This window comes from Enterobacter sp. PL_is514 (assembly GCF_055816715.1).
Map to the genome: position 1 here is coordinate 163,335 of NZ_JBVPGN010000033.1, position 24,746 is coordinate 188,080.

Below are 24,746 nucleotides of genomic sequence, written 5' to 3' on the forward strand. Positions count from 1 at the left end.
ACGGCGTGGCGCAGGCGCAAGAAGGTTTTTTACTGACCCGACACTGGCGGGATACCCCTCAGGGCACCGAGGTCGCGTTCTGGCTGGCAACCGATAACGGTCCGCTGCACGTTACGCCCCCGCCGCAGGAATCCGTGGCCTTTATTCCTGAAGTCCACGTCGAGAAGGTGAAACAGCTGCTGCGCGGCGAAAACGGCTGGCGCATTACCCCGCTTGAACTGAAGGATTTCCACCGCCAGCCGGTTTACGGCCTCTACTGTCGCGCCCATCGCCAGCTGATGCGCTATGAAAAACTGCTCCGCGAGGCGGGCGTGACGCTCTACGAAGCCGATATCCGCCCGCCGGAACGCTTTCTGATGGAGCGGTTCATTACCGCCCCCGTCTGGGTTGATGGCATCGAACAAAACGGCGGCGTCGTTAACGCGCGCCTGAAGCCGAATCCGCACTATCGCCCACCGCTGAAGTGGGTCTCCCTGGATATCGAAACCACCCGTCACGGCGAACTGTACTGCATTGGCCTGGAAGGCTGCGGCGATCGGGTTGTCTATATGCTCGGGCCGCCGAATGGCGATGCGTCCGCGCTGGATTTCCGGCTTGAGTACGTCAACAGCCGCCCGCAGCTGCTGGAGAAGCTTAACCAGTGGTTTGCCGACTACGATCCCGATGTTCTGATCGGCTGGAACGTGGTGCAGTTTGACCTGCGCGTGCTGCAAAAACACGCCGAGCGCTACCGCATCCCGCTGACGCTCGGGCGCGGCAACAGCGAGCTGGAATGGCGCGAACACGGTTTTAAGAATGGTGTTTTCTTCGCACAGGCTAACGGCCGCCTGATTGTTGACGGCATCGAGGCGCTCAAATCCGCCTTCTGGAGCTTCTCTTCCTTCTCCCTTGAAGCCGTCGCGCAGGAGCTGCTTGGCGAAGGTAAATCCATCGATAACCCCTGGGACAGAATGGACGAAATCGACCGACGTTTTAACGAAGACAAGCCCGCGCTCGCCACCTATAACCTGAAAGACTGCGAGCTGGTCACGCAGATATTCCACAAAACCGAGATTATGCCCTTCCTGCTGGAGCGCGCGACGGTGAACGGCCTCGCGGTCGACAGGCACGGAGGCTCGGTTGCCGCCTTTAGCCACCTCTATTTTCCCCGAATGCACCGGGCAGGATATGTCGCCCCTAACCTCGGGGACGTGCCGCCGCAGGCCAGCCCCGGCGGCTACGTCATGGATTCCCGGCCAGGATTGTATGACTCCGTTCTGGTCCTGGACTACAAAAGTCTGTACCCGTCGATCATCCGTACCTTCCTGATCGATCCCGTCGGGCTGGTTGAGGGCCTGGCCCAGCCGGATGATGAACACAGCACCGAAGGCTTCCTCGGCGCACGCTTCTCGCGGGAAAAACACTGTCTGCCTGACATTGTGGGAAACATCTGGAACGGCCGCGACGAGGCCAAGCGCCACGGTAACAAGCCGCTATCACAGGCGCTGAAAATCATCATGAACGCCTTTTACGGCGTGCTGGGCACCAGCGCCTGCCGCTTCTTTGACCCGCGCCTGGCGTCGTCGATCACCATGCGCGGGCACGAGATCATGCGCCAGACCAAAGCGCTGATTGAATCCCGGGGCTATGACGTCATCTACGGCGACACCGACTCCACCTTTGTATGGCTTAAGGGCGCGCATTCGGAAGAAGACGCCGCGCAAATAGGTAAAGCGCTGGTCGCCTTCGTGAACGACTGGTGGCAGGAACATCTGCAGAAAGCGCGGTTAACCAGCGCGCTGGAGCTGGAATTTGAAATCCATTTCGCCCGCTTTTTAATGCCCACCATTCGCGGTACCGATCAGGGCAGCAAGAAGCGCTACGCCGGGCTGATTCAGGAAGGCGACGCGCAGCGGATGGTATTTAAAGGGCTCGAGACAGTGCGTACCGACTGGACGCCGCTGGCGCAGCAGTTCCAGCAGACGCTCTATCTTCGGGTGTTCCGCAATGAGCCCTATCAGGACTACGTGCGCGAGACGATAGCCAGCCTGATGGCGGGCGAACTTGACGCGCAGCTGGTGTACCGCAAGCGCCTGCGCCGCCCGCTGGCGGAGTACCAGCGTAACGTTCCTCCGCACGTACGCGCCGCGCGTCTCGCGGATGAAGAAAACGTACGCCGCGGCCGCGCGCCGCAGTATCAAAACCGGGGGACCATCAAATACGTCTGGACCATTAGCGGCCCGGAACCCGTGGATTATCAGCATTCTCCGCTGGATTACGAACACTATCTGACGCGTCAGCTTCAGCCGGTTGCCGACGGAATTTTGCCCTTCATCGACGATGATTTTGCTACACTGGTTACAGGGCAACTTGGCCTATTTTGACACGTGACGAAATGGCTGCCATCCAGTACCATAGCGCCCTTTCCATTCCCGGACCCATTTTTCGATGACCGTCTTTTTTGACGGTGGTCGAACTATTGCCTGCAATTAAAGATTAGAGCCGAACAACTATGCCTTTTACACTTGGTCAACGCTGGATCAGCGATACAGAAAGCGAACTTGGATTAGGAACCGTCGTTGCCGTTGATGCGCGCATGGTTACCCTCCTCTTCCCTGCCACTGGTGAAAACCGCCTGTACGCTCGCAATGACTCCCCTGTTACCCGCGTGATGTTTAATCCTGGTGACACCGTGACCAGCCATGACGGCTGGCAGCTCAAGATTGAAGACGTAAAAGAAGAGAATGGACTGCTCGCCTACATCGGGACTCGTCTGGACACCGACGAGGCCAATGTCATCCTGCGTGAAGTGCTGCTCGACAGCAAGCTGGTGTTCAGCAAGCCGCAGGACCGCCTGTTTGCCGGGCAAATCGACCGTATGGATCGCTTCTCGCTGCGCTATCGCGCGCGTAAGTTCCAGAGTGAACAGTACCGCATGCCGTGGAGCGGCCTGCGCGGCCAGCGCACCAGCCTGATCCCCCACCAGCTGAACATCGCCCATGACGTGGGCCGTCGCCACGCGCCGCGCGTGCTGCTGGCAGATGAAGTGGGTCTGGGTAAAACCATCGAAGCGGGCATGATCCTGCATCAACAGCTGCTTTCCGGCGCTGCCGAGCGCGTGCTGATTGTGGTTCCTGAAACCCTGCAGCACCAGTGGCTGGTCGAAATGCTGCGTCGTTTTAACCTGCGCTTCTCCCTGTTTGACGATGAGCGCTATGCCGAAGCGCAGCACGATGCGGACAACCCGTTTGAAACCGAACAGCTGGTGATTTGCTCCCTGGACTTCGTGCGCCGCAGCAAGCAGCGCCTTGAGCATCTGTGCGATGCTGAATGGGACCTGATGGTGGTCGACGAAGCTCACCACCTGGTCTGGAGCGAAGATGCGCCGAGCCGCGAATATATGGCTATCGAGCAGCTTGCCGAACGCGTGCCAGGTGTCCTGCTGCTGACCGCAACGCCGGAGCAACTGGGGCTGGAAAGCCACTTTGCCCGTCTGCGCCTGCTCGATCCAAACCGTTTCCACGACTTTGCGCAGTTCGTGGAAGAACAGAATAACTACCGTCCGGTGGCGGATGCCGTCGCCCTGCTGCTGGCGGGCAAGCGTCTTTCTAATGACGAACTCAACACCCTGAGCGATCTGATCGGCGAGCAGGATATCGAGCCGCTTTTGCAGGCCGCGAACAGCGAGAGCGACAACGCGGAATCCGCGCGTAAAGAGCTGATCGACATGTTGATGGATCGCCACGGCACCAGCCGCGTGCTGTTCCGTAACACCCGTAACGGCGTGAAAGGGTTCCCGAAACGCGAACTGCACACCATTAAACTGCCGCTGCCGACGCAGTATCAGACGGCGATTAAAGTCTCCGGCATTATGGGCGCGCGCAAAACTCAGGAAGAGCGCGCCCGCGACATGCTTTATCCGGAGCAAATCTACCAGGAGTTCGAAGGCGATACCGGCACCTGGTGGAACTTCGATCCGCGCGTGGAGTGGCTGATGGGCTACCTGACTGCACACCGCTCCCAGAAAGTGCTGGTGATCTGCGCCAAAGCAGCCACCGCGCTGCAGCTGGAGCAGGTCCTGCGCGAGCGTGAAGGTATTCGCGCCGCCGTGTTCCACGAAGGCATGTCCATCGTTGAACGCGACCGTGCCGCGGCGTGGTTTGGCGAAGAGGACAGCGGCGCGCAGGTTCTGCTGTGCTCGGAAATCGGCTCCGAAGGCCGTAACTTCCAGTTCGCCAGCAACCTGGTGATGTTCGATCTGCCGTTCAACCCGGATCTGCTCGAGCAGCGTATCGGCCGTCTGGACCGTATCGGTCAGGCCCATGATATTCAGATCCACGTGCCGTATCTGGAAAAAACGGCTCAGTCCGTGCTGGTGCGCTGGTTCCACGAAGGTCTGGATGCGTTTGAACATACCTGCCCGACGGGCCGCACCATTTACGATCAGGTGCATGGCGATCTGATCGGCTACCTGGCCGCGCCGGAAAACACCGACGGCTTTGACGATCTGATTAAATCCTGTCGTGAGAAGCACGACGCGCTGAAAGCGCAGCTGGAACAGGGTCGCGATCGCCTGCTGGAGATCCATTCCAACGGTGGCGAGAAAGCGCAGGCGCTGGCAGAAAGCATCGAAGAGCAGGATGACGACACCAGCCTGATTAGCTTCTCGATGAACCTGTTCGATATCGTTGGCATCAACCAGGACGATCGTGGTGAGAACCTGATAGTCCTGACCCCGTCCGATCACATGCTGGTACCGGATTTCCCGGGCCTGCCGGAAGATGGCTGTACCATCACCTTCGAGCGTGACGTGGCGCTGTCCCGCGAAGATGCCCAGTTTATCACCTGGGAACACCCGCTGATCCGTAACGGTCTGGACCTGATCCTCTCCGGCGATACCGGCAGCAGCACCATCTCCCTGTTGAAAAACAAGGCGCTGCCTGTCGGCACCCTGCTGGTAGAGCTGATCTACGTTGTGGAAGCGCAGGCGCCGAAACAGCTGCAGCTCACCCGCTTCCTGCCGCCAACGCCGGTCCGCCTGCTGTTGGACAAAAACGGCACGAACCTGGCCGGACAGGTCGAGTTCGAAAGCTTCAACCGACAGCTGAGCGCGGTGAACCGCCATACCGGCAGCAAGCTGGTTAACGCGGTCCAGCAGGACGTGCACGCTATTCTGCAACTGGGCGAAACCCAGATTGAGAAAGCGGCCAGAGCGCTGATTGACGCTGCGCGTAGTGAAGCCGATGAGAAACTGTCTGCGGAGCTGTCGCGTCTGGAAGCGTTAAAAGCCGTCAACCCGAACATTCGTGACGACGAGCTGGCGGCGATTGAAAGTAACCGTCAGCAGGTGCTGGAAAGCCTGAATCAGGCGAGCTGGCGTCTGGATGCCCTGCGTCTTATCGTTGTGACGCATCAGTAAACGGAGCGCAAGATGGTGATGGAGCCTTACAATCCGCCGCAGGATCCCTGGCTGGTCATTCTGTATCAGGATGAACACATTATGGTGGTCAACAAGCCCAGCGGCCTGTTGTCCGTGCCGGGGCGTCTGGACGAGCACAAAGACAGCGTGATGACGCGCATTCAGCGCGATTATCCGCAGGCGGAGTCTGTCCATCGCCTGGACATGGCCACCAGCGGCGTGATTGTGGTGGCGTTAAATAAGGCGGCGGAACGCGAGTTAAAACGCCAGTTCCGCGAGCGCGAGCCGAAAAAGCAGTATGTCGCCCGCGTCTGGGGCCACCCCGCGCAGGCGGAAGGGCTGGTGGATTTACCGCTGATCTGCGACTGGCCGAACCGGCCAAAGCAGAAGGTGTGCAACGAAACCGGCAAGGCCGCGCAGACCGAGTATGAAGTGCTGGAGTATGCGCCGGATAATACCGCGCGCGTCCTGCTTAAACCGATTACCGGACGTTCACACCAGCTGCGCGTGCATATGCTCGCTCTGGGTCATCCGATTCTGGGCGACCGCTTCTACGCGCCGCCTGAAGCGCTGGCCTTAGCGCCACGTCTGCAGCTGCACGCGCAGACGCTCACCATCACCCATCCGGCCTTCGGTAACGCGATGACGTTTAAAGCCCCAGTGGACTTCTAAAAAAAAGCCCGACACCGTCGGGCTTTTTCTTATTTGAAACCTTTCTTCTCTTTAATGAGCTCGTACGCCTTCTGGATTTCCTGCGCTTTTTGCTTCGCCATCTCCATCATTTCTGGCGGCAGGCCTTTCGCGACCAGTTTGTCCGGATGATGCTCGCTCATGAGCTTACGGTAGGCACGTTTAATCGTGGTCTGATCGTCAGAGGGCTTTACGCCAAGCACGTTGCAGGCATCTTCCAGCGTCGGTCCACGCTGCGCCTGCTGCCAGGCACCGCCGGACGACTGCTGGTGATAGCCGCCGCCAAACTGCGCCCCGCCCTGCATCATGCGCAGGAACTGGTCGAACTGCATACGGGAGATGCCCAGCTCTTCCGCAATGACGTACAGCACATCACGTTCATTAGGGTGAAGTGAACCGTCGGCGAAGGCCGCCTGGATTTGAATTTCCAGAAACATCCGAATTAAATCAAAACGTCCAAAACAGATGCTGCGGAACTGACGCATTTTTTCGCGAAGCGGATAGTTATCCGATTTACCGATGCGAAACGCATTTTGCGCTTCCAGACGGGAATCGCCATGCAGGTTCATACGATCCATAAAAACGCTGGCAATCTGAATATCGGCTTCTGTGACACGCCCTTTGGATTTGGTTAAGTGCCCCATTACCTCAAAGGTGGTGGAGAAAAAGAGTGACTGACGCTCGCGCTGATTGGCAAACCAGGCCATTTTGCGGCTGCGCGCCTTATCAAACATATGGCCGATAATAAGCCCAAGCACAATCCCCCAGAACCCGGCACCCATGATGATGGCGAACGCAACGCCGATTATTTTACCCCAATACTGCATATACTCCCCGGATAGTCATATTCCTGGCCGACGCAACGTCATCATCACTGTGTTCAAGTCACGGTCAATTGAAGGACATCGCCTATAATTTGCTTTATCATACTCGTCATTCGATAGCGAGCCTAACACTCTGGCACGCAAACGGGCAGGATTAACGCTGGTACTGCGCAGATGAGTAAGATAGTCTCTGAGCGTTTGTAAGCCGTAGCCACTGATGACGGAACAATAAAATACAACGTATGAAAAAACGTATCCCCACCCTTCTGGCCACAATGATTGGCTCCGCCCTGTATAGTCAACAGGGGCTGGCGGCCGATCTCGCCTCGCAGTGTATGCTTGGCGTCCCAAGTTATAATCGCCCACTGGTGAGTGGCGATACAAATAGCTTGCCGGTAACCATTACTGCCGACAGTTCGAAAGGGACTTACCCTGACAATGCCACGTTTACGGGCAATGTGGATATTAACCAGGGTAATAGCCGCCTGCAGGCAGATGAAGTGCAATTGCACCAGAAGCAGCCGGAAGGTGCGGCCGAGCCGGTACGAACGGTGGATGCGCTGGGTAATGTGCACTATGACGACAATCAGGTCATCCTGAAAGGTCCGAAAGCCTGGTCAAACCTGAATACTAAAGATACTAACGTCTGGGAAGGTGATTACCAGATGGTGGGTCGCCAGGGGCGCGGTGACGCAGACCTGATGAAACAGCGCGGCGAAAACCGCTATACGATCCTGGAAAATGGTACATTCACGTCGTGTCTGCCGGGTTCAAATACCTGGAGCGTGGTCGGAAGCGAGGTTATCCATGACCGCGAAGAACAGGTCGCAGAGATCTGGAACGCCCGCTTCAAACTGGGTCCAGTGCCCATATTCTACAGCCCTTATCTGCAGCTTCCCGTGGGTGACAAACGTCGCTCCGGCTTCCTGATCCCAAATGCCAAATACAGCACCACGAACTACTTTGAGTTCTACCTGCCGTATTACTGGAACATCGCGCCAAACATGGATGCGACGATCACGCCGCACTATATCCACAAGCGCGGCAACATCATGTGGGAGAACGAGTTCCGCTATCTGACACACGCCGGTGCGGGTCTTATGGAGCTGGATTATCTGCCGTCGGATAACGTTTACAAGGACGACGCCAGAAACGTCTCGGGTGATAACCGTCACCGTTGGCTGTTCTACTGGCAGCATTCCGGGGTAATGGATCAGGTGTGGCGCTTTAATGTTGACTACACCAAAGTCAGCGATTCGGCTTATTTTAATGACTTCTCGTCCAAATACGGCTCGAGTACCGATGGCTATGCCACGCAGAAATTCAGCGTAGGCTATGCGGTGCAGAACTTTGATGCAACCGTCTCGACCAAGAAATTCCAGGTGTTTTCTGACCAGTCCACGCCTACCTATGGCGCTGAGCCACAGCTGGACGTCAACTGGTACCAGAATGATGTAGGTCCATTCGACACACGGGTTTACGCTCAGGCGGTGCATTTCGTGAACACGGATTCGAACATGCCTGAAGCCACGCGTGTTCACCTGGAACCGACGATCAATCTGCCATGGTCTAACGACTGGGCAAGCCTGAATACCGAAGCCAAGCTGATGGCAACTCACTATCAGCAAAAAAATATCGACAATTACAACGCAACTAACAGTGCGCATCTGGAAGAGTCGGTTAACCGAACGCTCCCTCAGTTTAAAATGGACGGCAAGCTGATCTTCGAGCGTGATATGGCCCTGCTGGCGGATGGGTATACCCAGACGCTTGAACCGCGTATGCAGTATTTGTACGTGCCATACCGCGATCAGAGCAACATTCAGAACTACGACTCCTCTTTACTGCAGTCTGACTACAGCGGTCTGTTCCGCGACCGTACTTACGGCGGTCTGGACCGCATCGCCTCAGCGAACCAGTTAACGACCGGCGTCACAACACGTGTTTATGATGATGCCGCCGTTGAACGTTTTAACGTTTCTGTTGGTCAAATCTACTATTTCACCGAGTCTCGCACGGGCGATGACAATATTCAGTGGGAGAAAGACAACAAAACGGGATCGATAGTGTGGGCGGGAGATACCTACTGGCGTATGACTGACCGTTGGGGCCTGCGTGGCGGTGTGCAGTATGACACGCGTCTCGACAATGTTGCTAACAGTAGTGCGGCCATAGAGTATCGTCGCGATGAAGATCGTATGATTCAGGTAAGCTATCGTTACGCTAGCCCAGAATATATTCAGGCAACGCTACCGAAAAGCAATGATCAGAACAGCATCAACTACTGGAAATCGCCACAATATTCGGATGGTATTTCTCAGGTCGGTGCAGCAGCAAGCTGGCCAATCGCCGATCGCTGGTCAGTCGTTGGCGCTTATTACTTTGACACCAACACTCATAAAGCAGCTGACCAGATGGTGGGTCTGCAATATAACTCCTGCTGCTACGCGCTGCGTGTCGGTTACGAACGTAAGCTTAACGGCTGGGAAAACAATCAGAGCAAATACGATAACGTGATTGGCTTTAACTTCGAGCTACGCGGCCTGAGTTCCAACTACGGTCTGGGTACGCAGAAAATGCTGCGCTCGAATATTCTGCCATACCGTACTTCCTTGTAATGTGCTTGATTTGCAACGTAATCCGCTTTGCGGTTAATTGAAATGGAAAAAGTATGAAGAACTGGAAAACGCTGCTGCTCGGTGTCGCTATGGTTGCGAATACCAGCTTCGCGGCCCCCCAGGTTGTTGATAAAGTCGCTGCTGTGGTTAACAACGGCGTCGTGCTTGAAAGTGACGTTGACGGTCTGATGAAATCGGTGAAGCTCAATTCGGGCGAAGCCGGTCAACAGCTTCCGGATGACGCCACGCTGCGCCACCAGATCCTGGAGCGTCTGATCATGGATCAGATCGTTCTGCAGATGGGGCAGAAAATGGGTGTGAAGGTCACTGACGAGCAGCTCGATCAGGCGATCGCTAACATCGCGAAGCAGAACAATATGTCTTTAGATCAGATGCGCAGCCGTCTGGCCTATGACGGCATCAGCTACGCCACCTACCGTAATCAGATCCGTAAAGAGATGCTGATTTCAGAAGTACGTAACAACGAAGTGCGTCGCCGCGTCACTATCCTGCCTCAGGAAGTGGACGCGCTGGCAAAACAGGTGGGTAACCAGAACGATGCGAGCACAGAGCTGAATCTGAGCCACATTTTGATTCCACTGCCAGAGAACCCAACGTCCGATCAGGCTGCGGAAGCAGAAAGCCAGGCGCGTTCTATTGTTGAACAGGCGCGTAACGGCGGCGACTTTGGCAAGCTGGCCATCACCTACTCCGCTGACCAACAGGCGCTGAAAGGCGGCCAGATGGGCTGGGGACGTATTCAGGAGCTGCCATCCATCTTTGCCCAGGCGCTGAGCACGGCGAAGAAAGGGGATATCGTCGGTCCTATCCGTTCAGGCGTGGGCTTCCACATTCTGAAGGTGAACGATCTGCGCGGCCAGAGCCAAAATATCTCCGTCACCGAAGTTCACGCTCGCCACATTCTGCTGAAACCGTCACCGGTCATGACTGACGATCAGGCGCGTGCGAAGCTGGAACAGATCGCTGCAGACATTAAGAGCGGTAAAACCTCGTTTGCGAAGGCCGCAAAAGAGTTCTCTCAGGATCCTGGCTCTGCTAACCAGGGCGGCGATCTGGGCTGGGCGGCTGCGGATATTTACGATCCTGCCTTCCGTGACGCGTTGATGAAGCTGAACAAAGGCCAGATCAGCACGCCGGTCCACTCTTCGTTTGGCTGGCATCTGATCGAGCTGATGGACACCCGTAACGTTGATAAAACGGATGCGGCACAGAAAGACAGAGCCTACCGTATGCTGTTTAACCGTAAGTTCTCTGAAGAAGCAGCCACCTGGATGCAGGAACAACGCGCCAGTGCTTACGTGAAAGTGCTGAGCAACTAATGAAACAGCATCGTGTTGTTATCACGCCCGGCGAACCCGCCGGGATTGGGCCTGACCTCGTTGTCCAGCTCGCCCAGCTCAGCTGGCCGGTAGAACTGGTTGTCTGCGCCGATGCAACACTGTTACAAGACCGGGCAACACTGCTCGGTCTGCCTTTAACGCTCATCCCTTACGTTGAAGGCCAACAGCCTGCACCACAGCAAGCCGGTACGCTTACCCTTCTCTCTGTTCCCCTTCGAACGCCGGTCATTCCGGGTCAGCTCAGCACGGAAAACGGCCACTATGTCGTTGAAACCCTTGCGCGCGCCTGCGACGGTTGCCTGAAGGGCGAATTTGCCGCTCTGATTACCGGCCCCGTTCACAAAGGCGTGATCAACGAAGCGGGCATACCATTTACCGGGCATACGGAGTTCTTCGAAGAGCGCTCGCACAGTCCGAAAGTGGTGATGATGCTGGCGACCGAAGCGATGCGCGTTGCCCTGGTGACTACCCATCTGCCGATCAAAGCGATTCCGGATGCGATCACCCCCGATCTCCTGCGTGAGATCATCGGGATTTTGCATCACGATCTGCAGACAAAATTTGGGATCCCGCAGCCGCATGTGCTGGTTTGCGGCCTGAATCCGCACGCGGGCGAAGGCGGGCACATGGGCACCGAAGAGATCGATACCATCATTCCGGTACTCAACGAAATGCGGGCGAAGGGAATGAACCTCAGCGGTCCGCTGCCTGCTGATACCCTTTTCCAGCCGAAATACCTGGATAATGCCGACGCCGTGCTCGCGATGTACCACGATCAGGGCCTGCCCGTGCTAAAATACCAGGGCTTTGGCCGCGGGGTGAATATCACCCTCGGTTTACCTTTTATTCGAACGTCCGTTGACCACGGTACTGCGCTTGATCTGGCAGGCCAGGGGAAGGCGGATGTCGGCAGTTTTATTACGGCGCTTAATCTCGCCATCAAAATGATTGTTAATACTCAATGACTAATCGAGTCCATCAGGGCCACTTAGCCCGTAAACGTTTCGGGCAAAACTTCCTTAACGATCAGTTCGTGATCGAAAGCATTGTCTCGGCTATTAATCCGCAAAAAGGCCAGGCGATGGTCGAAATCGGCCCAGGCCTTGCTGCACTGACCGAACCGGTAGGCGAACGCCTCGACGAACTGACCGTCATCGAACTGGACCGCGATCTGGCCGCACGCCTGCAAACGCACCCGTTCCTCGGGCCGAAGCTGACCATCTATCAGCAGGATGCCATGACCATGAACTTTGGCGAACTGTCGGAAAAAATGGGCCAGCCGCTGCGCGTTTTCGGCAACCTGCCGTACAACATCTCCACGCCGCTCATGTTCCACCTCTTTAGCTATACTGATGCCATTGCCGACATGCACTTCATGTTGCAAAAAGAGGTTGTTAACCGTCTGGTTGCAGGCCCGAACAGTAAAGCGTATGGTCGTTTAAGCGTGATGGCACAATATTACTGCAACGTGATCCCGGTACTCGAAGTACCGCCGTCAGCGTTCACACCACCACCGAAAGTGGATTCAGCGGTTGTGCGCCTTGTGCCGCACAAGACGAAACCGTATCCGGTTAAAGATCTGCGCGTACTGAGCCGCATTACCACAGAAGCCTTTAACCAGCGCCGTAAAACGATCCGTAACAGCCTGAGCAATTCGTTTACCGTAGAGGTGTTAGCCGAGCTGGGGATCGACCCGGCAATGCGTGCGGAGAATATTTCCGTAGAGCAGTACTGCAAGCTGGCTAATTACATCAGCGATAATGCGCCGCCGAAGGAGAGTTAAGCCATGATTGATTCGCCCCGCGTATGTGTCCATGTACAAAGCGTCTATGTTGAATCACAGTCCTCTCCGGACGAAGATCGTTTTGTTTTCGCTTATACCGTGACCATTCGCAATCTGGGGCGGATGCCCGTGCAGCTGCGCGGGCGCTACTGGCTTATCACTAACGGCAATGGCCGCGAAATTGAAGTTCAGGGCGAAGGTGTGGTCGGTGAACAGCCCCACATCGCCCCTGGCGAAGAGTACCAGTACACCAGCGGCGCGGTAATTGAAACGCCGATGGGTACCATGCAAGGCCATTATGAAATGGTCGACGTCGATGGCAACGGATTCCGCGTTGCCATTCCTGTGTTCCGTCTCGCCGTTACTACACTCATTCATTAATCTAATGTCTACATATCTGATTGGCGACGTTCACGGTTGCTACGATGAACTGATCGCATTGTTAAAACAGGTCGACTTTACGCCAGGACAGGACACGCTCTGGCTGACGGGCGATTTAGTTGCGCGTGGCCCCGGCTCCCTTGAAGTATTACGTTTCGTCAAATCGCTGGGCGACAGCGTGCGCATGGTGCTGGGTAATCACGATCTGCATCTGCTGGCGGTTTTCGCCGGGATCAGCCGCAACAAGCCTAAAGATCGCCTCACCCCACTGCTGGATGCGCCGGACGCTGACGATCTGATTAACTGGCTGCGCCGTCAGCCTCTGCTGCAGATCGACGAAGAGAAAAAGCTGGTCATGGCGCATGCCGGGATCACGCCACAATGGGATCTTGAGACGGCGAAAACCTGCGCGCGTGACGTTGAGGCGGTGCTGGCGAGCGACTCGTATCCTTTCTTCCTTGATGCCATGTACGGCGATATGCCGAACCACTGGAGCGAGGATCTCAGCGGTCTGGCCCGCCTGCGCTTTATCACCAACGCGTTCACCCGCATGCGTTTCTGCTTCCCGAACGGGCAGCTGGATATGTATTCCAAAGAGACGCCGGAAAGCGCGCCCGCCCCGCTGAAACCGTGGTTTGCCATTCCGGGACCGGTGACCAGCGAGTACAGCGTGGTATTTGGTCACTGGGCAGCACTTGAAGGAAAAGGAACGCCGGAAGGGATTTACGGTCTGGATACCGGATGCTGCTGGGGTGGGGAGTTAACCTGCTTACGCTGGGAAGATAAAGCTTACTTTGTGCAGCCGTCCAACCGACAGCTGGACTTAGGAGAAAGTGAGGCCGTTGCCTCCTGATAATGATTCCCTCTCCCGGCCGGGAGAGGGAAAATTACTTAACGACGTTCCAGAATCTCGAAGCAGTAGCTGTGGGAGTTCTGTGCATCCGCGTCGTGGAATTCGCTGAATACCGATTCCCACTCGTCCGGATCGTAGTCCGGGAAATGGGTATCCCCTTCCACTTCTGCATCAATGTGGGTCAGATACAGCTTCTGCGCTTTTGGCAGGAACTGCTCGTACACACGCCCACCGCCAATCACCATAATCTCTTCGGCATTGCCGCATGCAGCAATCGCCTCGTCTACTGATTTTACCCATTCGACGCGATCGTCAGTGCCTGGCTGGCTGCTGATAACGATATTCTTACGGCCCGGCAATGGACGACCAATCGACTCCCAGGTCAGGCGGCCCATCACTACCGGCTTGTTTAACGTAGTACGTTTAAACCATGCGAGATCGGCAGGCAGGTTCCACGGCATGGCATTTTCCATACCGATAACGCGGTCCACCGCCAGCGCTGCAATCAGACTGATCATTGAAAATTTCCCGGATGCAAAAAATTGCCGCCACTATACGGAAAGCTTAATCTTTCGTCGACTGGCGGCAGGGTAAAGATAAAGAAATTTTTTAATATTGCTGGCAACTCCACTTCACGCGGAAGGTTTACTCTCGGGCTCGTCAGCCGGATCGCCGGTATGCTTGCCCTCTTCCGTGCCCTGCCAGCCATGGCGCTGGATCAGCGACAGGTGGTTACGGTCCTCGTTAATGATTTCCGTCAGCATCGCGCTGGTGCGTTTAAACACCGCCGCGCGCTCGGTAGCCGTACTGCCCGCCATCGCCGCCATCTCTTCAACCATCTCGGTATTAAAGCGACGGAACAGGTCCGCCCGTTCGCGCGCTTCGTACGCGCCAAGCCCCAGGTTTTCCAGCGCCATACGGCCAGACTTCAGCGCGCCTTCGAACGTTTCACGCTCCGGTGCGTCTACGCCCGCCTGTCGCAGCCGGATATAGTGATCCACATCGCGCGCGCGAGAGATAATGGTCAGTGCCGGGAAATGCTCTTTAACCAGCTCCACCATCTGCATGCTGGTCTCCGGATCGTCAATGGCGTTAATCAATACCTCGGCTTTTGCCGCCCCGGCGGATTCCAGCAGATCGACGCGGGTGGCATCCCCGTAAAACACCTTCATATCAAATTTACGCAGAGTATCGACATGGTCGGGATCGTGATCGAGGATGACCATCTTCACGCCGCTGGAGAGTAATAAACGCCCGACGATCTGCCCGTAGCGACCAAATCCGGCGATGATGACGCGCGGCTGCTCCTCGTCAATCTCATCGGCTTCGCGCTCCTGCTCGCTGTCCGATTTTTCCAGACGCGTCAGCACCACCAGCAGCACAGGCGTCGCCGCCATCGACAGTGCGACCGCCAGCGTCAGCGCTTTCGCCCACTCGGGATCGAGCACGTTTGCCATCTGCGCGGCGCCAAAGACCACGAACGCAAATTCACTCCCCTGCCCCAGCAGCACGGCAAACCAGCGGCGCTGCCTGGTCGGCACGTTTAATGGACGCGCAATCAGCCACAGCATCACCATTTTAATGATCAGGAAACCGACGAGCAGGATGACGATCCGCAGCGGGTGCGTCACCAGCGTGCCGAAGTCGACGGACATCCCCACACCAATGAAAAACAGCCCCAGCAGTAACCCTTTGAACGGCTCGATATCGCTTTCCAGCGCGTGACGATATTCAGAACTCGCCAGCAGAACGCCTGCGAGGAACGCCCCCATCGCCATCGACAGCCCGGCCTCTTCCAGCAGCAGACCGAAGCCGAACACCAGGAACAGCGCCACGGCGCTGAACACTTCGCGCAGGCCCGAGCGGGCAACGAACCGCAGCAGCGGACGGGTGACGTAGCGACCAAGCAGCACCACCAGCGCCAGTGCGCCCGCCACCTTCAGTGCCGACAGCGCGAAAGCGCCCAGCGTGGTAGAGGAACCGCTGGCCGCCAGCAGCGGGATCATCGCCACCAGCGGGATAGCGGCAATATCCTGGAACAGCAGCACCGAGAACGCGCTACGTCCCATCTGGGATACCGTCAGATTTCGTTCGTTCATCGCCTGCATGGCAATGGCCGTTGAGGAGAGCGCCAGGGTCATGCCGATGAGCTCTGCCACTTTCCAGTCCATGCCCAGCAGGATGCAGAACCCGCCCAGCAGCAGGCCGCAGGCCACCATCTGCAGTGCCCCACCGCCAAATACCGATGCGCGAAGCTTCCACAACCGCTGCGGATCGAGCTCCAGGCCAATCACAAAGAGCATCAGCACAACGCCGATTTCAGCGAAATGGAGAATCGCCTCTGCATCCGTCACCAGTCGAAAACCCCACGGCCCAATGACGCAGCCCGCAATCAGGTAGCCGAGAACAGAGCCCAACCCCAGGCGTACCGCCACGGGCACAATCAGCGCCGCCGCGCCGAGGTAAATCAGCGCCTGTATCAGCGTATGGCTATCCATGGTACGCCTCCTGCCACTCAAGTAAGCGTTGTTTATAATGGCGAGCCTGCGCCTGCAGCGTTTCATCGTCGCAGACAAACGTGCAGTGCATCGCAAACGGCGGGAGCCAGTTCAGACCGCAATACAGCGCAGTCGCCTGCAGCGGCTGTGCCAGGACGTCAAAACCCGGGAAGGAACCGATATCAAAGTGGCTTTCCCCGCCGCCGGTGGTGACCGCCCACATCAGGCTTTTCCCTTTTAGCGCATTGCCGTTGTGGCCATACGCCCAGCCGTGGGAGAAGACTTTATCAATCCACAGTTTCAGGAGCGGGGGCGTGCTATACCACTGCATGGGATGCTGCCAGATAATCAGATCGGCACGGGAAAGCGCCTCCTGTTCGGCGGCGATATCGATATTAAAATCGGGATAGAGTTGATAGAGGGAACGTATCTCTACGTTATCAAGCGTCCTTACCTGCTCAAGCATCCGCTTATTCGCATGCGAGTGCTGCGGATAAGGATGGGCATAAATTATCAGAATCATTGATTAGCCTGTTGTTACTGCTTTCTTTTAACAAAAGAGTGTAGTCAGTAATTCAACAGGCTAATAGTGAATATTATTGACGGGCTTACGTCAGAATTCTGAATTAGTTATCCAGCTCGCCCATCGATTTCACCTGGTCACGGTTGATCTGCTCGGTTTGACCGGTTTCGGCGTTTTTGTACGACACCAGACCGGTATCGTCATCTACCTGCGGTTTTCCGTCGGTAACAATGGTTTTGCCATCGGTGGTTTTTACGGCCTGATTGGACGAACAGCCCGCAACGGTAAACATTGTCGTGGCAGCCAGAACGGAAGCGATCAGTAATTTATTTTGCATGGTGTTTTCCCCTGCTCTCAGTTGAATTTCGTTATCGACCTAATGATTTTAGGCTAACTGACTGAAAGCGGATGAAAAACCAGAAGGTTCTGAAGATGGGGAGAATGCCCGGCAGCCGAACGGCACCGGGCATTTTTACTTACTTGCTAATCTGCGCGTGCATTTCCTGCACTGAAATCACCTTCTCGGTAGCATCCGCGTTCAGCGCCATGGCCGTTGCGAAACCGCCGTTCAGGGTGGTGTCGTAGTGCACTTTGTACTGCAGCGCGCTGCGGCGAATCAGCTTGGAGTCTTCGATCGCCTGGCGGCCTGCGGTGGTGTTGATGATGTAGGTGTATTCGCCATTCTTGATACGATCCTGAATGTGCGGACGGCCTTCATGCACCTTGTTCACCAGACGCGGGTTGATGCCGGCTTCGCCCAGCACAATCGCCGTACCGTGGGTTGCATCCAGCTCGAAGCCCTGCTTCAGCAGCTTGGCGGCCAGGTCAACCACGCGCTCTTTGTCGCCTTCACGAACGGAGAGCAGCGCACGGCCGGATTTTCTCATGGTGGAGCTACTGCCCAGCTGTGCCTTAGCGAACGCTTCTGCGAAGGTGCGGCCTACGCCCATCACTTCCCCGGTAGAGCGCATTTCAGGCCCTAACAGCGGGTCAACGCCCGGGAATTTGTTGAACGGCAGCACCACTTCTTTCACCGAGTAGTACGGTGGGATGATCTCTTTGGTCACGCCCTGCTGCGCCAGCGTCTGGCCCGCCATCACGCGCGCCGCCACTTTCGCCAGCGGAACACCGGTGGCTTTGGAGACGAACGGGACGGTACGTGCCGCACGCGGGTTCACTTCAATCAGGTAGACTTCGTTGTCTTTCACCGCGAACTGGACGTTCATCAGACCGCGAACCTGCAGCTCGAAGGCCAGCTTCTGCACCTGCTGGCGCATCACGTCCTGGATTTCCTGGCTCAGGGTGTACGCGGGCAGAGAACAGGCTGAGTCACCGGAGTGTACGCCTGCCTGCTCGATGTGCTCCATGATGCCGCCAATCAGCACCATTTCGCCGTCGCAGATGGCGTCCACGTCCACTTCAACCGCGTCGTCGAGGAAGCGGTCGAGCAGCACTGGCGCATCGTTGGACACGCTTACCGCGGTCTGGAAGTAGCGGCGCAGGTCGGCTTCGTCATACACGATTTCCATCGCGCGGCCGCCCAGTACGTACGAAGGACGCACCACCAGCGGGTAGCCAATCTCTTTCGCCTTCTCAACGGCCATCTCAATGGCGGTGACGGTGGCGTTCGCCGGCTGTTTCAGCTTCAGACGGTCAACCGCCTGCTGGAAACGCTCACGGTCTTCCGCACGGTCAATCGCATCCGGGCTGGTACCAATAACCGGCACGCCTGCAGCTTCCAGCGCGCGCGCCAGCTTCAGCGGGGTCTGGCCGCCGTACTGCACGATAACGCCTTTTGGCTTCTCGATGCGCACGATTTCCAGCACGTCTTCCAGGGTTACCGGCTCGAAGTAGAGGCGGTCAGAGGTGTCGTAGTCGGTCGATACGGTTTCCGGGTTACAGTTGACCATGATGGTCTCGTAACCGTCTTCACGCAGCGCCAGGGAGGCGTGCACGCAGCAGTAGTCGAACTCAATACCCTGGCCGATACGGTTTGGACCGCCGCCCAGCACCATAATCTTGTCGCGGTCGACGGACGGGTTCGCTTCGCACTCGTCTTCATAGGTGGAGTACATGTAGGCGGTGTCGGTCGAGAATTCTGCCGCGCAGGTGTCCACGCGCTTGTAGACCGGGTGCAGGTCATACTGGTCGCGCAGCTTGCGGATTTCCGCTTCACGCACGCCCGCCAGCTTAGCCAGACGCGCATCGGCGAAGCCTTTACGCTTCAGCACGCGCAGGAAGTCAGCGTCCAGGCCGGTGATGCCCAGCTCAGCCACCTGCTCTTCCAGACGCACCAGCTCTTCAATCTGCACCAGGAACCAGCGGTCGATGTTGGTCAGGTTGAACACGCCGTCGACGGACAGGCCCGCACGGAAGGCATCGGCGATGTACCAGATACGCTCTGCGCCCGCGTCCTTCAGCTCGCGGCGGATTTTCGTCAGCGCTTCCGGGTCGTCCAGGCTCACTTTCGGGTCGAAGCCGGTCGCGCCCACTTCGAGACCGCGCAGCGCTTTCTGCAGGGATTCCTGCTGCGTGCGGCCAATCGCCATCACTTCACCGACAGATTTCATCTGGGTGGTCAGACGGTCGTTCGCGCCTGCAAATTTCTCGAAGTTGAAGCGTGGAATTTTGGTGACAACGTAGTCGATGGACGGCTCGAAGGACGCAGGCGTGCGGCCACCGGTGATGTCGTTCATCAACTCGTCGAGGGTGTAGCCCACCGCCAGCTTCGCCGCCACTTTCGCAATCGGGAAGCCGGTCGCTTTAGAGGCCAGTGCGGAGGAACGGGACACGCGCGGGTTCATTTCGATAACAATCAGGCGACCGGTTTTCGGGTTAACGGAGAACTGCACGTTAGAACCGCCGGTTTCCACGCCGATTTCACGCAGTACCGCCATCGAGGCGTTACGCATGATTTGATACTCTTTGTCGGTCAGGGTCTGAGCTGGCGCAACGGTGATGGAGTCACCGGTGTGGATACCCATCGCATCGAAGTTTTCGATAGAGCAGACGATGATGCAGTTGTCGTTTTTATCACGCACCACTTCCATCTCGTACTCTTTCCAGCCAATCAGCGATTCATCAATCAGCAGCTCTTTGGTTGGGGAGAGATCCAGACCGCGTTCGCAAATCTCTTCGAACTCTTCGCGGTTGTAGGCGATGCCGCCGCCGGTGCCGCCCATGGTGAACGATGGACGGATGATGCACGGATAGCCCACGTCAGCCGCAACGGCCAGCGCTTCTTCCATGTTGTGTGCGATACCGGAGCGCGCGGTGTCGAGGCCGATTTTCTTCATCGCCACGTCGAAGCGGCGACGGTCTTCTGCTTTATCAATCGCGTCGGCGGTCGCACCAATCATGGTCACGCCGAACTCGGCCAGCACGCCCTGACGCTCCAGCTCCAGCGCACAGTTCAGCGCCGTCTGGCCGCCCATGGTTGGCAGCACTGCGTCCGGACGCTCTTTCTCGATGATTTTACGCACCACTTCCCAGTGAATCGGCTCGATGTAGGTTGCATCAGCCATTTCCGGGTCGGTCATGATGGTCGCCGGGTTAGAGTTCACCAGGATAACGCGGTAACCCTCTTCGCGCAGGGCTTTACACGCCTGCGCGCCGGAGTAGTCGAATTCACAGGCCTGGCCGATCACGATTGGGCCAGCGCCAAGGATCAGGATGCTTTTTATGTCTGTACGTTTTGGCATTGTCTTCTCGGCTCCTGATTATTTAGCGGTCTTACGGTATTGCTCGATAAGTTCGATGAAGTGATCGAACAGCGGCGCGGCGTCGTGTGGGCCCGGGCTGGCTTCCGGGTGGCCCTGGAAGCTGAACGCTGGCTTATCGGTACGGTGGATGCCCTGCAGGGTGCCATCGAACAGCGACTTGTGGGTCACGCGCAGGTTAGCCGGCATTGAGGCTTCATCGACGGCAAAGCCGTGGTTCTGCGCGGTGATCATCACCGTGTTGTTATCGGTGTCTTTCACCGGGTGGTTACCACCGTGGTGGCCGAACTTCATCTTAACGGTGTTCGCACCGCTCGCCAGCGCCAGCAGCTGATGTCCGAGGCAAATGCCGAATACCGGGATGTCGGTTTCCAGGAAGGACTTGATGGCAGCGATGGCGTAATCGCACGGCGCCGGGTCGCCAGGGCCGTTGGACAGGAAAATACCGTCCGGATTCATCTTCAGTACGTCTTCAGCAGACGTTTGTGCCGGCACCACCGTCAGGCGGCAGCCGCGGTCAACCAGCATGCGCAGGATGTTGCGCTTGGCGCCGAAATCGTAGGCCACCACGTGGAACGGCAGCTCGCTCTCTTTTTTCGCTTCCGGCAGGTCGCCTTCCAGCGTCCAGCTACCCTGAGTCCAGCTGTAGGCTTCTGCGGTAGTTACTTCTTTCGCCAGGTCCATGCCGTTCAGGCCCGGGAAGGCTTTCGCTTTTTCCAGCGCCAGCGTCGCATCGAGGTTATCACCCGCGATGATGCAGCCGTTCTGTGCACCCTTCTCGCGCAGCAGACGCGTTAACTTACGGGTATCGATATCGGCAATCGCCACGATGTTATGGCGCTTCAGGTAAGAAGAGAGGTCTTCGGTATTGCGGAAGTTGCTGGCAATCAGCGGCAGGTCACGAATGACAAGGCCTTGCGCATGTACCTGAGAGGATTCTTCGTCAGCCGCATTGGAGCCGACATTGCCGATATGAGGATAAGTAAGAGTAACGATTTGGCGAGAATAGGAAGGATCAGTGAGGATTTCTTGATAACCGGTCATTGAAGTATTGAAAACGACTTCCCCAACCGCCGAACCCGTTGCCCCTATGGCCCGACCGATAAACTGGGTTCCGTCTTCCAGAACCAATAGCGCTGACTTAATCAAAACACCCTCCAGAGAATATTCACTCACTTTATTTGCATATTAATTCATAACCATGTCATGGATCAATGCAAATGTGTTGCCAGCGGATTTTTGGCAAACGGCGGCATTCTGGAGATTTGGTGGGTAAAAGTCAACTTAAAACCGATATTTTGTTTAGTCTTTTGCGTATCTGACGAGGTGAGTGAAGCTTAAGCGACAAAAAGATCAGGTAAATCACTGCGGAAAACGCTTGCGCGCCGGGTTTAATGAAAAATGAGTCGACGCAGCATCAAAAAGTGGACCAAATGGTCAAAATTTACATTTCAGTAACGAGAATTAAGTGGAATAGCTATACTTTCAAGGCTAAATGAACAAAATTAGCACGAAACAGATAAAATAAAAGGGCAATAAATTATTGCCCTATGCAATCAAAGAATTACGACTGCAATAACCACATCACGATGGGTAATAATGCTTACAGATTGTTGAGATCAAGCACATCTCTCATATCAAAAAGACCATTTTTCTTCTCTTTCAGCCACAAGGCGGACCGAACGGCACCATTGGCAAACGTCATTCGGCTGGACGCTTTATGCGTAATCTCGACGCGCTCGCCAATATCGGCGAACATCGCGGTATGTTCGCCGACGATGTCACCCGCCCGGACGGTTGCGAAACCAATGGTGCCCGGCACGCGCTCCCCGGTGTGGCCTTCACGGGCATAGACCGCGCAGTCTTTTAAATCTTTATCAAGTGCATGAGCAATCGCTTCGCCCATTGCCAGCGCCGTGCCTGATGGCGCATCAACCTTATAGCGGTGGTGAGCTTCGACAATCTCAATATCGGTATAGTTGCCCATCACCTTCGCGGCCTTCTCCAGCAGCTTCAGCATGACGTTAACGCCCACGCTGAAGTTTGCGGCGAAGACAATCGCAATCTCTTTTGATGCATCCTGGATAGCCTGCTTACCCGCGTTGTCAAAACCGGTGGTGCCGATCACCATCCCCTTGGCGTGCTGACGGCAAAACGCCAGATGCGTGAGCGTCCCTTCCGGGCGGGTAAAATCGATGAAGACATCGAAGTCCTCTTTTACCGCCTCCAGGCTGCTTTGCACGGTAACGCCCGTGTGGCCTGCGCCCGCCAGCTCACCGGCATCGGTCCCCAGAAGTGAAGAACCTTCACGCTCCAGGGCCGCGCCAAGCGCGACGCCATCCATCTGAAGTGCCGCCTGAATAAGCTGACGGCCCATACGTCCACCCGCGCCCGCAATGGCGACACGGATCTGTGCATCATGCATAGTTATTCTCTTACGTTAAAATGATGTAAACCGTTTTCAGATTAACCAGCCTTGAGAAGCACTGCCAACTGAAAACACCGATAATTAGAATTTAACGTGAAACCGACTTAAATATCAGTAAAAGACATGATTTTGTCGTCACGATAAAGTAACGGTTAAAAAAAAGGCCAGCACAGGAGGTGCTGGCCTTTCATCAGAAAAGGGACTATTCGACTTCGCGGGCGTCGATGCGCAGTTCTTTCGGGACTTCGAAAACGATATTCTCTTCACGTCCTTCCAGCGGCACCGCTTCGCCACCGCCCAGCTCCTGCAGACGGGAAATGACGTTCTGAACCAGAATATCTGGCGCAGACGCCCCGGCCGTCACGCCGACACAGGCCGCATGCTTAACCCACGCTTCCTGAATATCCGACGCATCATCAATCAGGAACGCTGCCTTCCCCATGCGCTGCGCCAGTTCGGCCAGGCGATTGGAGTTAGACGAGTTTTTGGAGCCGACCACCAGCACCACATCCGCCTGTTCAGCCAGTGCGCGCACCGCTTCCTGACGGTTAGTGGTCGCATAGCAGATATCATCTTTACGCGGACCGACGATTTTCGGGAAGCGCTGACGCAGGGCGTCAATCACGTCTGAGGTATCGTCTACGGAGAGCGTCGTCTGGGTCATAAACGACAGACGGGCTTCATTTTTCACGTTCAGCGTCAGGACATCTTCCGGCGACTCGACCAGATACATCCCCCCTTCCGGGTTGCTGTACTGGCCCATGGTGCCTTCAACTTCCGGATGACCGGCATGGCCAATCAGAATCGACTCTTCACCACGACGGCTGGCGCGCGCCACTTCCATATGCACCTTGGTCACCAGTGGACAGGTGGCATCGAATACGGTCAGATCGCGGCTTTTCGCTTCGTTACGTACCGCCTGGGAGACGCCGTGCGCGGAGAAGATCAGGATCGCACCGTCCGGCACTTCGCTGATCTGCTCGATAAATATGGCGCCGCGCTCGCGCAGGCTGTCAACCACGTAGCGGTTATGCACCACTTCGTGACGTACATAAATCGGCGCGCCGTAAATCTCCAGCGCGTTTTCAACAATGCTGATAGCGCGGTCTACACCGGCGCAAAAGCCGCGCGGGTTAGCCAACAGGATCTGCATTTCAGGCCTCCAGTGCAGGATCGATTTCCAGCACTTCAACATCAAAATGAACGGTACGCCCGGCAAGCGGATGGTTGAAATCAACGGTAATCGAGTCGCCGTTGATTTCGCGGATCACGCCAGGCATTTCGCTGCCGTCCATAGCGGTAAAGAGCATAATCGCCCCGATTTCCGGTTCGCCCGCGTCCATGAACTCACGACGCGAGAAATACTGGATCAGATCGGGACTTGGCACGCCAAACGCGGCATCCGGCTCCAGCGAAAAGGCTTTTTTCTCACCCTCTTTCAGACCGAGAAGCTGCTGCTCAAGACCTTCAGACAGGGAAGTATCGCCAAGACGAAACAGGGCCGGTTTGCCGTTATTGCGGGTGGATTCGGCCGTGGAGCCGTCATCCAGCTTCAGCGTGAAGTGAACGAGAACCGCGCTGTTGCTCTGTACGGATTTAGACATGCAAATTGCTCGCTTGTTTTGCCCGGTGGCGCTGCGCTTGCCGGGCCTACATTAACCGTAGGCCGG

19 protein-coding genes are annotated in these 24,746 nt (G+C 56.4%); 9 read left to right on the top strand and 10 right to left on the bottom strand.

The annotated features are described in order from the left end of the window. Window positions 1-5 precede the first annotated feature (5 nt). From polB to rluA, 3 genes are all read left to right on the top strand, one after another. The gene (gene polB, locus AC0TNG_RS13800) at window positions 6-2,363 is read left to right on the top strand and encodes a DNA polymerase II (protein ID WP_024907437.1); all 2,358 of its coding nucleotides are present in this window, start codon (window positions 6-8) and stop codon (window positions 2,361-2,363) included. Window positions 2,364-2,491: 128 nt separating this feature from the next. Next, the gene (gene rapA / locus AC0TNG_RS13805; RefSeq protein ID WP_473712543.1) at window positions 2,492-5,398 is read left to right on the top strand and encodes an RNA polymerase-associated protein RapA; all 2,907 of its coding nucleotides are present in this window, start codon (window positions 2,492-2,494) and stop codon (window positions 5,396-5,398) included. A gap of 12 nt (window positions 5,399-5,410) precedes the next feature. Further along, the gene (gene rluA / locus AC0TNG_RS13810) at window positions 5,411-6,070 is read left to right on the top strand and encodes a bifunctional tRNA pseudouridine(32) synthase/23S rRNA pseudouridine(746) synthase RluA (protein WP_463726564.1); all 660 of its coding nucleotides are present in this window, start codon (window positions 5,411-5,413) and stop codon (window positions 6,068-6,070) included. Window positions 6,071-6,099: 29 nt separating this feature from the next. On the opposite strand, the gene djlA is transcribed toward rluA, so the two are convergent. After that, window positions 6,100-6,915 carry a co-chaperone DjlA gene (gene djlA / locus AC0TNG_RS13815; protein WP_008502016.1) on the bottom strand — a complete coding sequence of 272 codons (816 nt, stop codon included), beginning with the start codon at window positions 6,913-6,915 and terminating at the stop codon, window positions 6,100-6,102. A gap of 239 nt (window positions 6,916-7,154) precedes the next feature. Between djlA and lptD the strand changes: the two genes are divergently transcribed. Genes lptD through apaH form a run of 6 tightly spaced genes read left to right on the top strand, consistent with a single transcriptional unit; the run spans window position 7,155 to window position 13,908 of the window. Further along, on the top strand, window positions 7,155-9,530 hold the full coding sequence (gene lptD / locus AC0TNG_RS13820) for an LPS assembly protein LptD (protein WP_463726563.1): 2,376 nt from the start codon (window positions 7,155-7,157) through the stop codon (window positions 9,528-9,530). A gap of 53 nt (window positions 9,531-9,583) precedes the next feature. Next, window positions 9,584-10,870 carry a peptidylprolyl isomerase SurA gene (surA, locus tag AC0TNG_RS13825; protein WP_473712544.1) on the top strand — a complete coding sequence of 429 codons (1,287 nt, stop codon included), beginning with the start codon at window positions 9,584-9,586 and terminating at the stop codon, window positions 10,868-10,870. Then, window positions 10,870-11,856, top strand: a complete 987-nt coding sequence (gene pdxA, locus AC0TNG_RS13830; protein WP_024907432.1) for a 4-hydroxythreonine-4-phosphate dehydrogenase PdxA — start codon at window positions 10,870-10,872, stop codon at window positions 11,854-11,856. Before surA ends, pdxA begins: the two co-directional genes overlap by 1 nt. Continuing rightward, on the top strand, window positions 11,853-12,674 hold the full coding sequence (rsmA, locus tag AC0TNG_RS13835) for a 16S rRNA (adenine(1518)-N(6)/adenine(1519)-N(6))-dimethyltransferase RsmA (protein WP_023310362.1): 822 nt from the start codon (window positions 11,853-11,855) through the stop codon (window positions 12,672-12,674). Before pdxA ends, rsmA begins: the two co-directional genes overlap by 4 nt. Window positions 12,675-12,677: 3 nt before the next feature. After that, a complete protein-coding gene (apaG, locus tag AC0TNG_RS13840) occupies window positions 12,678-13,055 on the top strand; it encodes a Co2+/Mg2+ efflux protein ApaG (protein WP_024907431.1) in 378 nt (125 codons plus the stop codon). Window positions 13,056-13,059: 4 nt separating this feature from the next. Continuing rightward, the gene (gene apaH, locus AC0TNG_RS13845; RefSeq protein WP_023310360.1) at window positions 13,060-13,908 is read left to right on the top strand and encodes a bis(5'-nucleosyl)-tetraphosphatase (symmetrical) ApaH; all 849 of its coding nucleotides are present in this window, start codon (window positions 13,060-13,062) and stop codon (window positions 13,906-13,908) included. Between the two features lie 38 nt (window positions 13,909-13,946). Here apaH and folA read toward each other — a convergent pair whose 3' ends face one another. The 9 genes from folA to fkpB form a co-directional block, all read right to left on the bottom strand. Continuing rightward, a complete protein-coding gene (gene folA / locus AC0TNG_RS13850; protein WP_008502023.1) occupies window positions 13,947-14,426 on the bottom strand; it encodes a type 3 dihydrofolate reductase in 480 nt (159 codons plus the stop codon). A 114-nt stretch (window positions 14,427-14,540) separates the two neighbouring features. After that, a complete protein-coding gene (gene kefC, locus AC0TNG_RS13855) occupies window positions 14,541-16,406 on the bottom strand; it encodes a glutathione-regulated potassium-efflux system protein KefC (protein WP_157188593.1) in 1,866 nt (621 codons plus the stop codon). Beyond that, window positions 16,399-16,929: a glutathione-regulated potassium-efflux system oxidoreductase KefF gene (gene kefF, locus AC0TNG_RS13860; protein ID WP_048989668.1), complete on the bottom strand. Its 531-nt coding sequence runs from the start codon at window positions 16,927-16,929 to the stop codon at window positions 16,399-16,401. Before kefF ends, kefC begins: the two co-directional genes overlap by 8 nt. 103 nt (window positions 16,930-17,032) lie before the next feature. Beyond that, the gene (locus tag AC0TNG_RS13865) at window positions 17,033-17,266 is read right to left on the bottom strand and encodes a YgdI/YgdR family lipoprotein (protein WP_023310357.1); all 234 of its coding nucleotides are present in this window, start codon (window positions 17,264-17,266) and stop codon (window positions 17,033-17,035) included. 139 nt (window positions 17,267-17,405) lie between these two features. Further along, window positions 17,406-20,630, bottom strand: a complete 3,225-nt coding sequence (gene carB, locus AC0TNG_RS13870) for a carbamoyl-phosphate synthase large subunit (protein WP_024907428.1) — start codon at window positions 20,628-20,630, stop codon at window positions 17,406-17,408. A gap of 18 nt (window positions 20,631-20,648) precedes the next feature. Further along, entirely contained in the window at window positions 20,649-21,797 is a 1,149-nt protein-coding gene (gene carA, locus AC0TNG_RS13875) for a glutamine-hydrolyzing carbamoyl-phosphate synthase small subunit (RefSeq protein WP_473712545.1), read from the bottom strand. A gap of 454 nt (window positions 21,798-22,251) precedes the next feature. Further along, window positions 22,252-23,073 (bottom strand): 4-hydroxy-tetrahydrodipicolinate reductase, encoded by an 822-nt coding sequence (gene dapB / locus AC0TNG_RS13880; protein WP_473712546.1) that lies wholly within the window; start codon window positions 23,071-23,073, stop codon window positions 22,252-22,254. A gap of 205 nt (window positions 23,074-23,278) precedes the next feature. After that, window positions 23,279-24,229, bottom strand: coding sequence for a 4-hydroxy-3-methylbut-2-enyl diphosphate reductase (ispH, locus tag AC0TNG_RS13885; protein ID WP_024907425.1), 951 nt, complete (start codon window positions 24,227-24,229; stop codon window positions 23,279-23,281). A 1-nt stretch (window position 24,230) separates the two neighbouring features. Beyond that, the gene (fkpB, locus tag AC0TNG_RS13890; protein WP_003856450.1) at window positions 24,231-24,680 is read right to left on the bottom strand and encodes an FKBP-type peptidyl-prolyl cis-trans isomerase; all 450 of its coding nucleotides are present in this window, start codon (window positions 24,678-24,680) and stop codon (window positions 24,231-24,233) included. Between the last annotated feature and the right edge of the window lie 66 nt (window positions 24,681-24,746).

Bases quoted from the DNA above. Each gene is read 5' to 3' on its own strand.
- rapA (WP_473712543.1), top strand. From the start codon at position 2,492: ATGCCTTTTACACTTGGTCAACGCTGGATCAGCGATACAGAAAGCGAA.
- rluA (WP_463726564.1), top strand. From the start codon at position 5,411: ATGGTGATGGAGCCTTACAATCCGCCGCAGGATCCCTGGCTGGTCATT.
- djlA (WP_008502016.1), bottom strand. From the start codon at position 6,915: ATGCAGTATTGGGGTAAAATAATCGGCGTTGCGTTCGCCATCATCATG.
- lptD (WP_463726563.1), top strand. From the start codon at position 7,155: ATGAAAAAACGTATCCCCACCCTTCTGGCCACAATGATTGGCTCCGCC.
- surA (WP_473712544.1), top strand. From the start codon at position 9,584: ATGAAGAACTGGAAAACGCTGCTGCTCGGTGTCGCTATGGTTGCGAAT.
- pdxA (WP_024907432.1), top strand. From the start codon at position 10,870: ATGAAACAGCATCGTGTTGTTATCACGCCCGGCGAACCCGCCGGGATT.
- rsmA (WP_023310362.1), top strand. From the start codon at position 11,853: ATGACTAATCGAGTCCATCAGGGCCACTTAGCCCGTAAACGTTTCGGG.
- apaG (WP_024907431.1), top strand. From the start codon at position 12,678: ATGATTGATTCGCCCCGCGTATGTGTCCATGTACAAAGCGTCTATGTT.
- apaH (WP_023310360.1), top strand. From the start codon at position 13,060: ATGTCTACATATCTGATTGGCGACGTTCACGGTTGCTACGATGAACTG.
- folA (WP_008502023.1), bottom strand. From the start codon at position 14,426: ATGATCAGTCTGATTGCAGCGCTGGCGGTGGACCGCGTTATCGGTATG.
- kefC (WP_157188593.1), bottom strand. From the start codon at position 16,406: ATGGATAGCCATACGCTGATACAGGCGCTGATTTACCTCGGCGCGGCG.
- kefF (WP_048989668.1), bottom strand. From the start codon at position 16,929: ATGATTCTGATAATTTATGCCCATCCTTATCCGCAGCACTCGCATGCG.
- AC0TNG_RS13865 (WP_023310357.1), bottom strand. From the start codon at position 17,266: ATGCAAAATAAATTACTGATCGCTTCCGTTCTGGCTGCCACGACAATG.
- carB (WP_024907428.1), bottom strand. From the start codon at position 20,630: ATGCCAAAACGTACAGACATAAAAAGCATCCTGATCCTTGGCGCTGGC.
- dapB (WP_473712546.1), bottom strand. From the start codon at position 23,073: ATGCATGATGCACAGATCCGTGTCGCCATTGCGGGCGCGGGTGGACGT.
- ispH (WP_024907425.1), bottom strand. From the start codon at position 24,229: ATGCAGATCCTGTTGGCTAACCCGCGCGGCTTTTGCGCCGGTGTAGAC.
- fkpB (WP_003856450.1), bottom strand. From the start codon at position 24,680: ATGTCTAAATCCGTACAGAGCAACAGCGCGGTTCTCGTTCACTTCACG.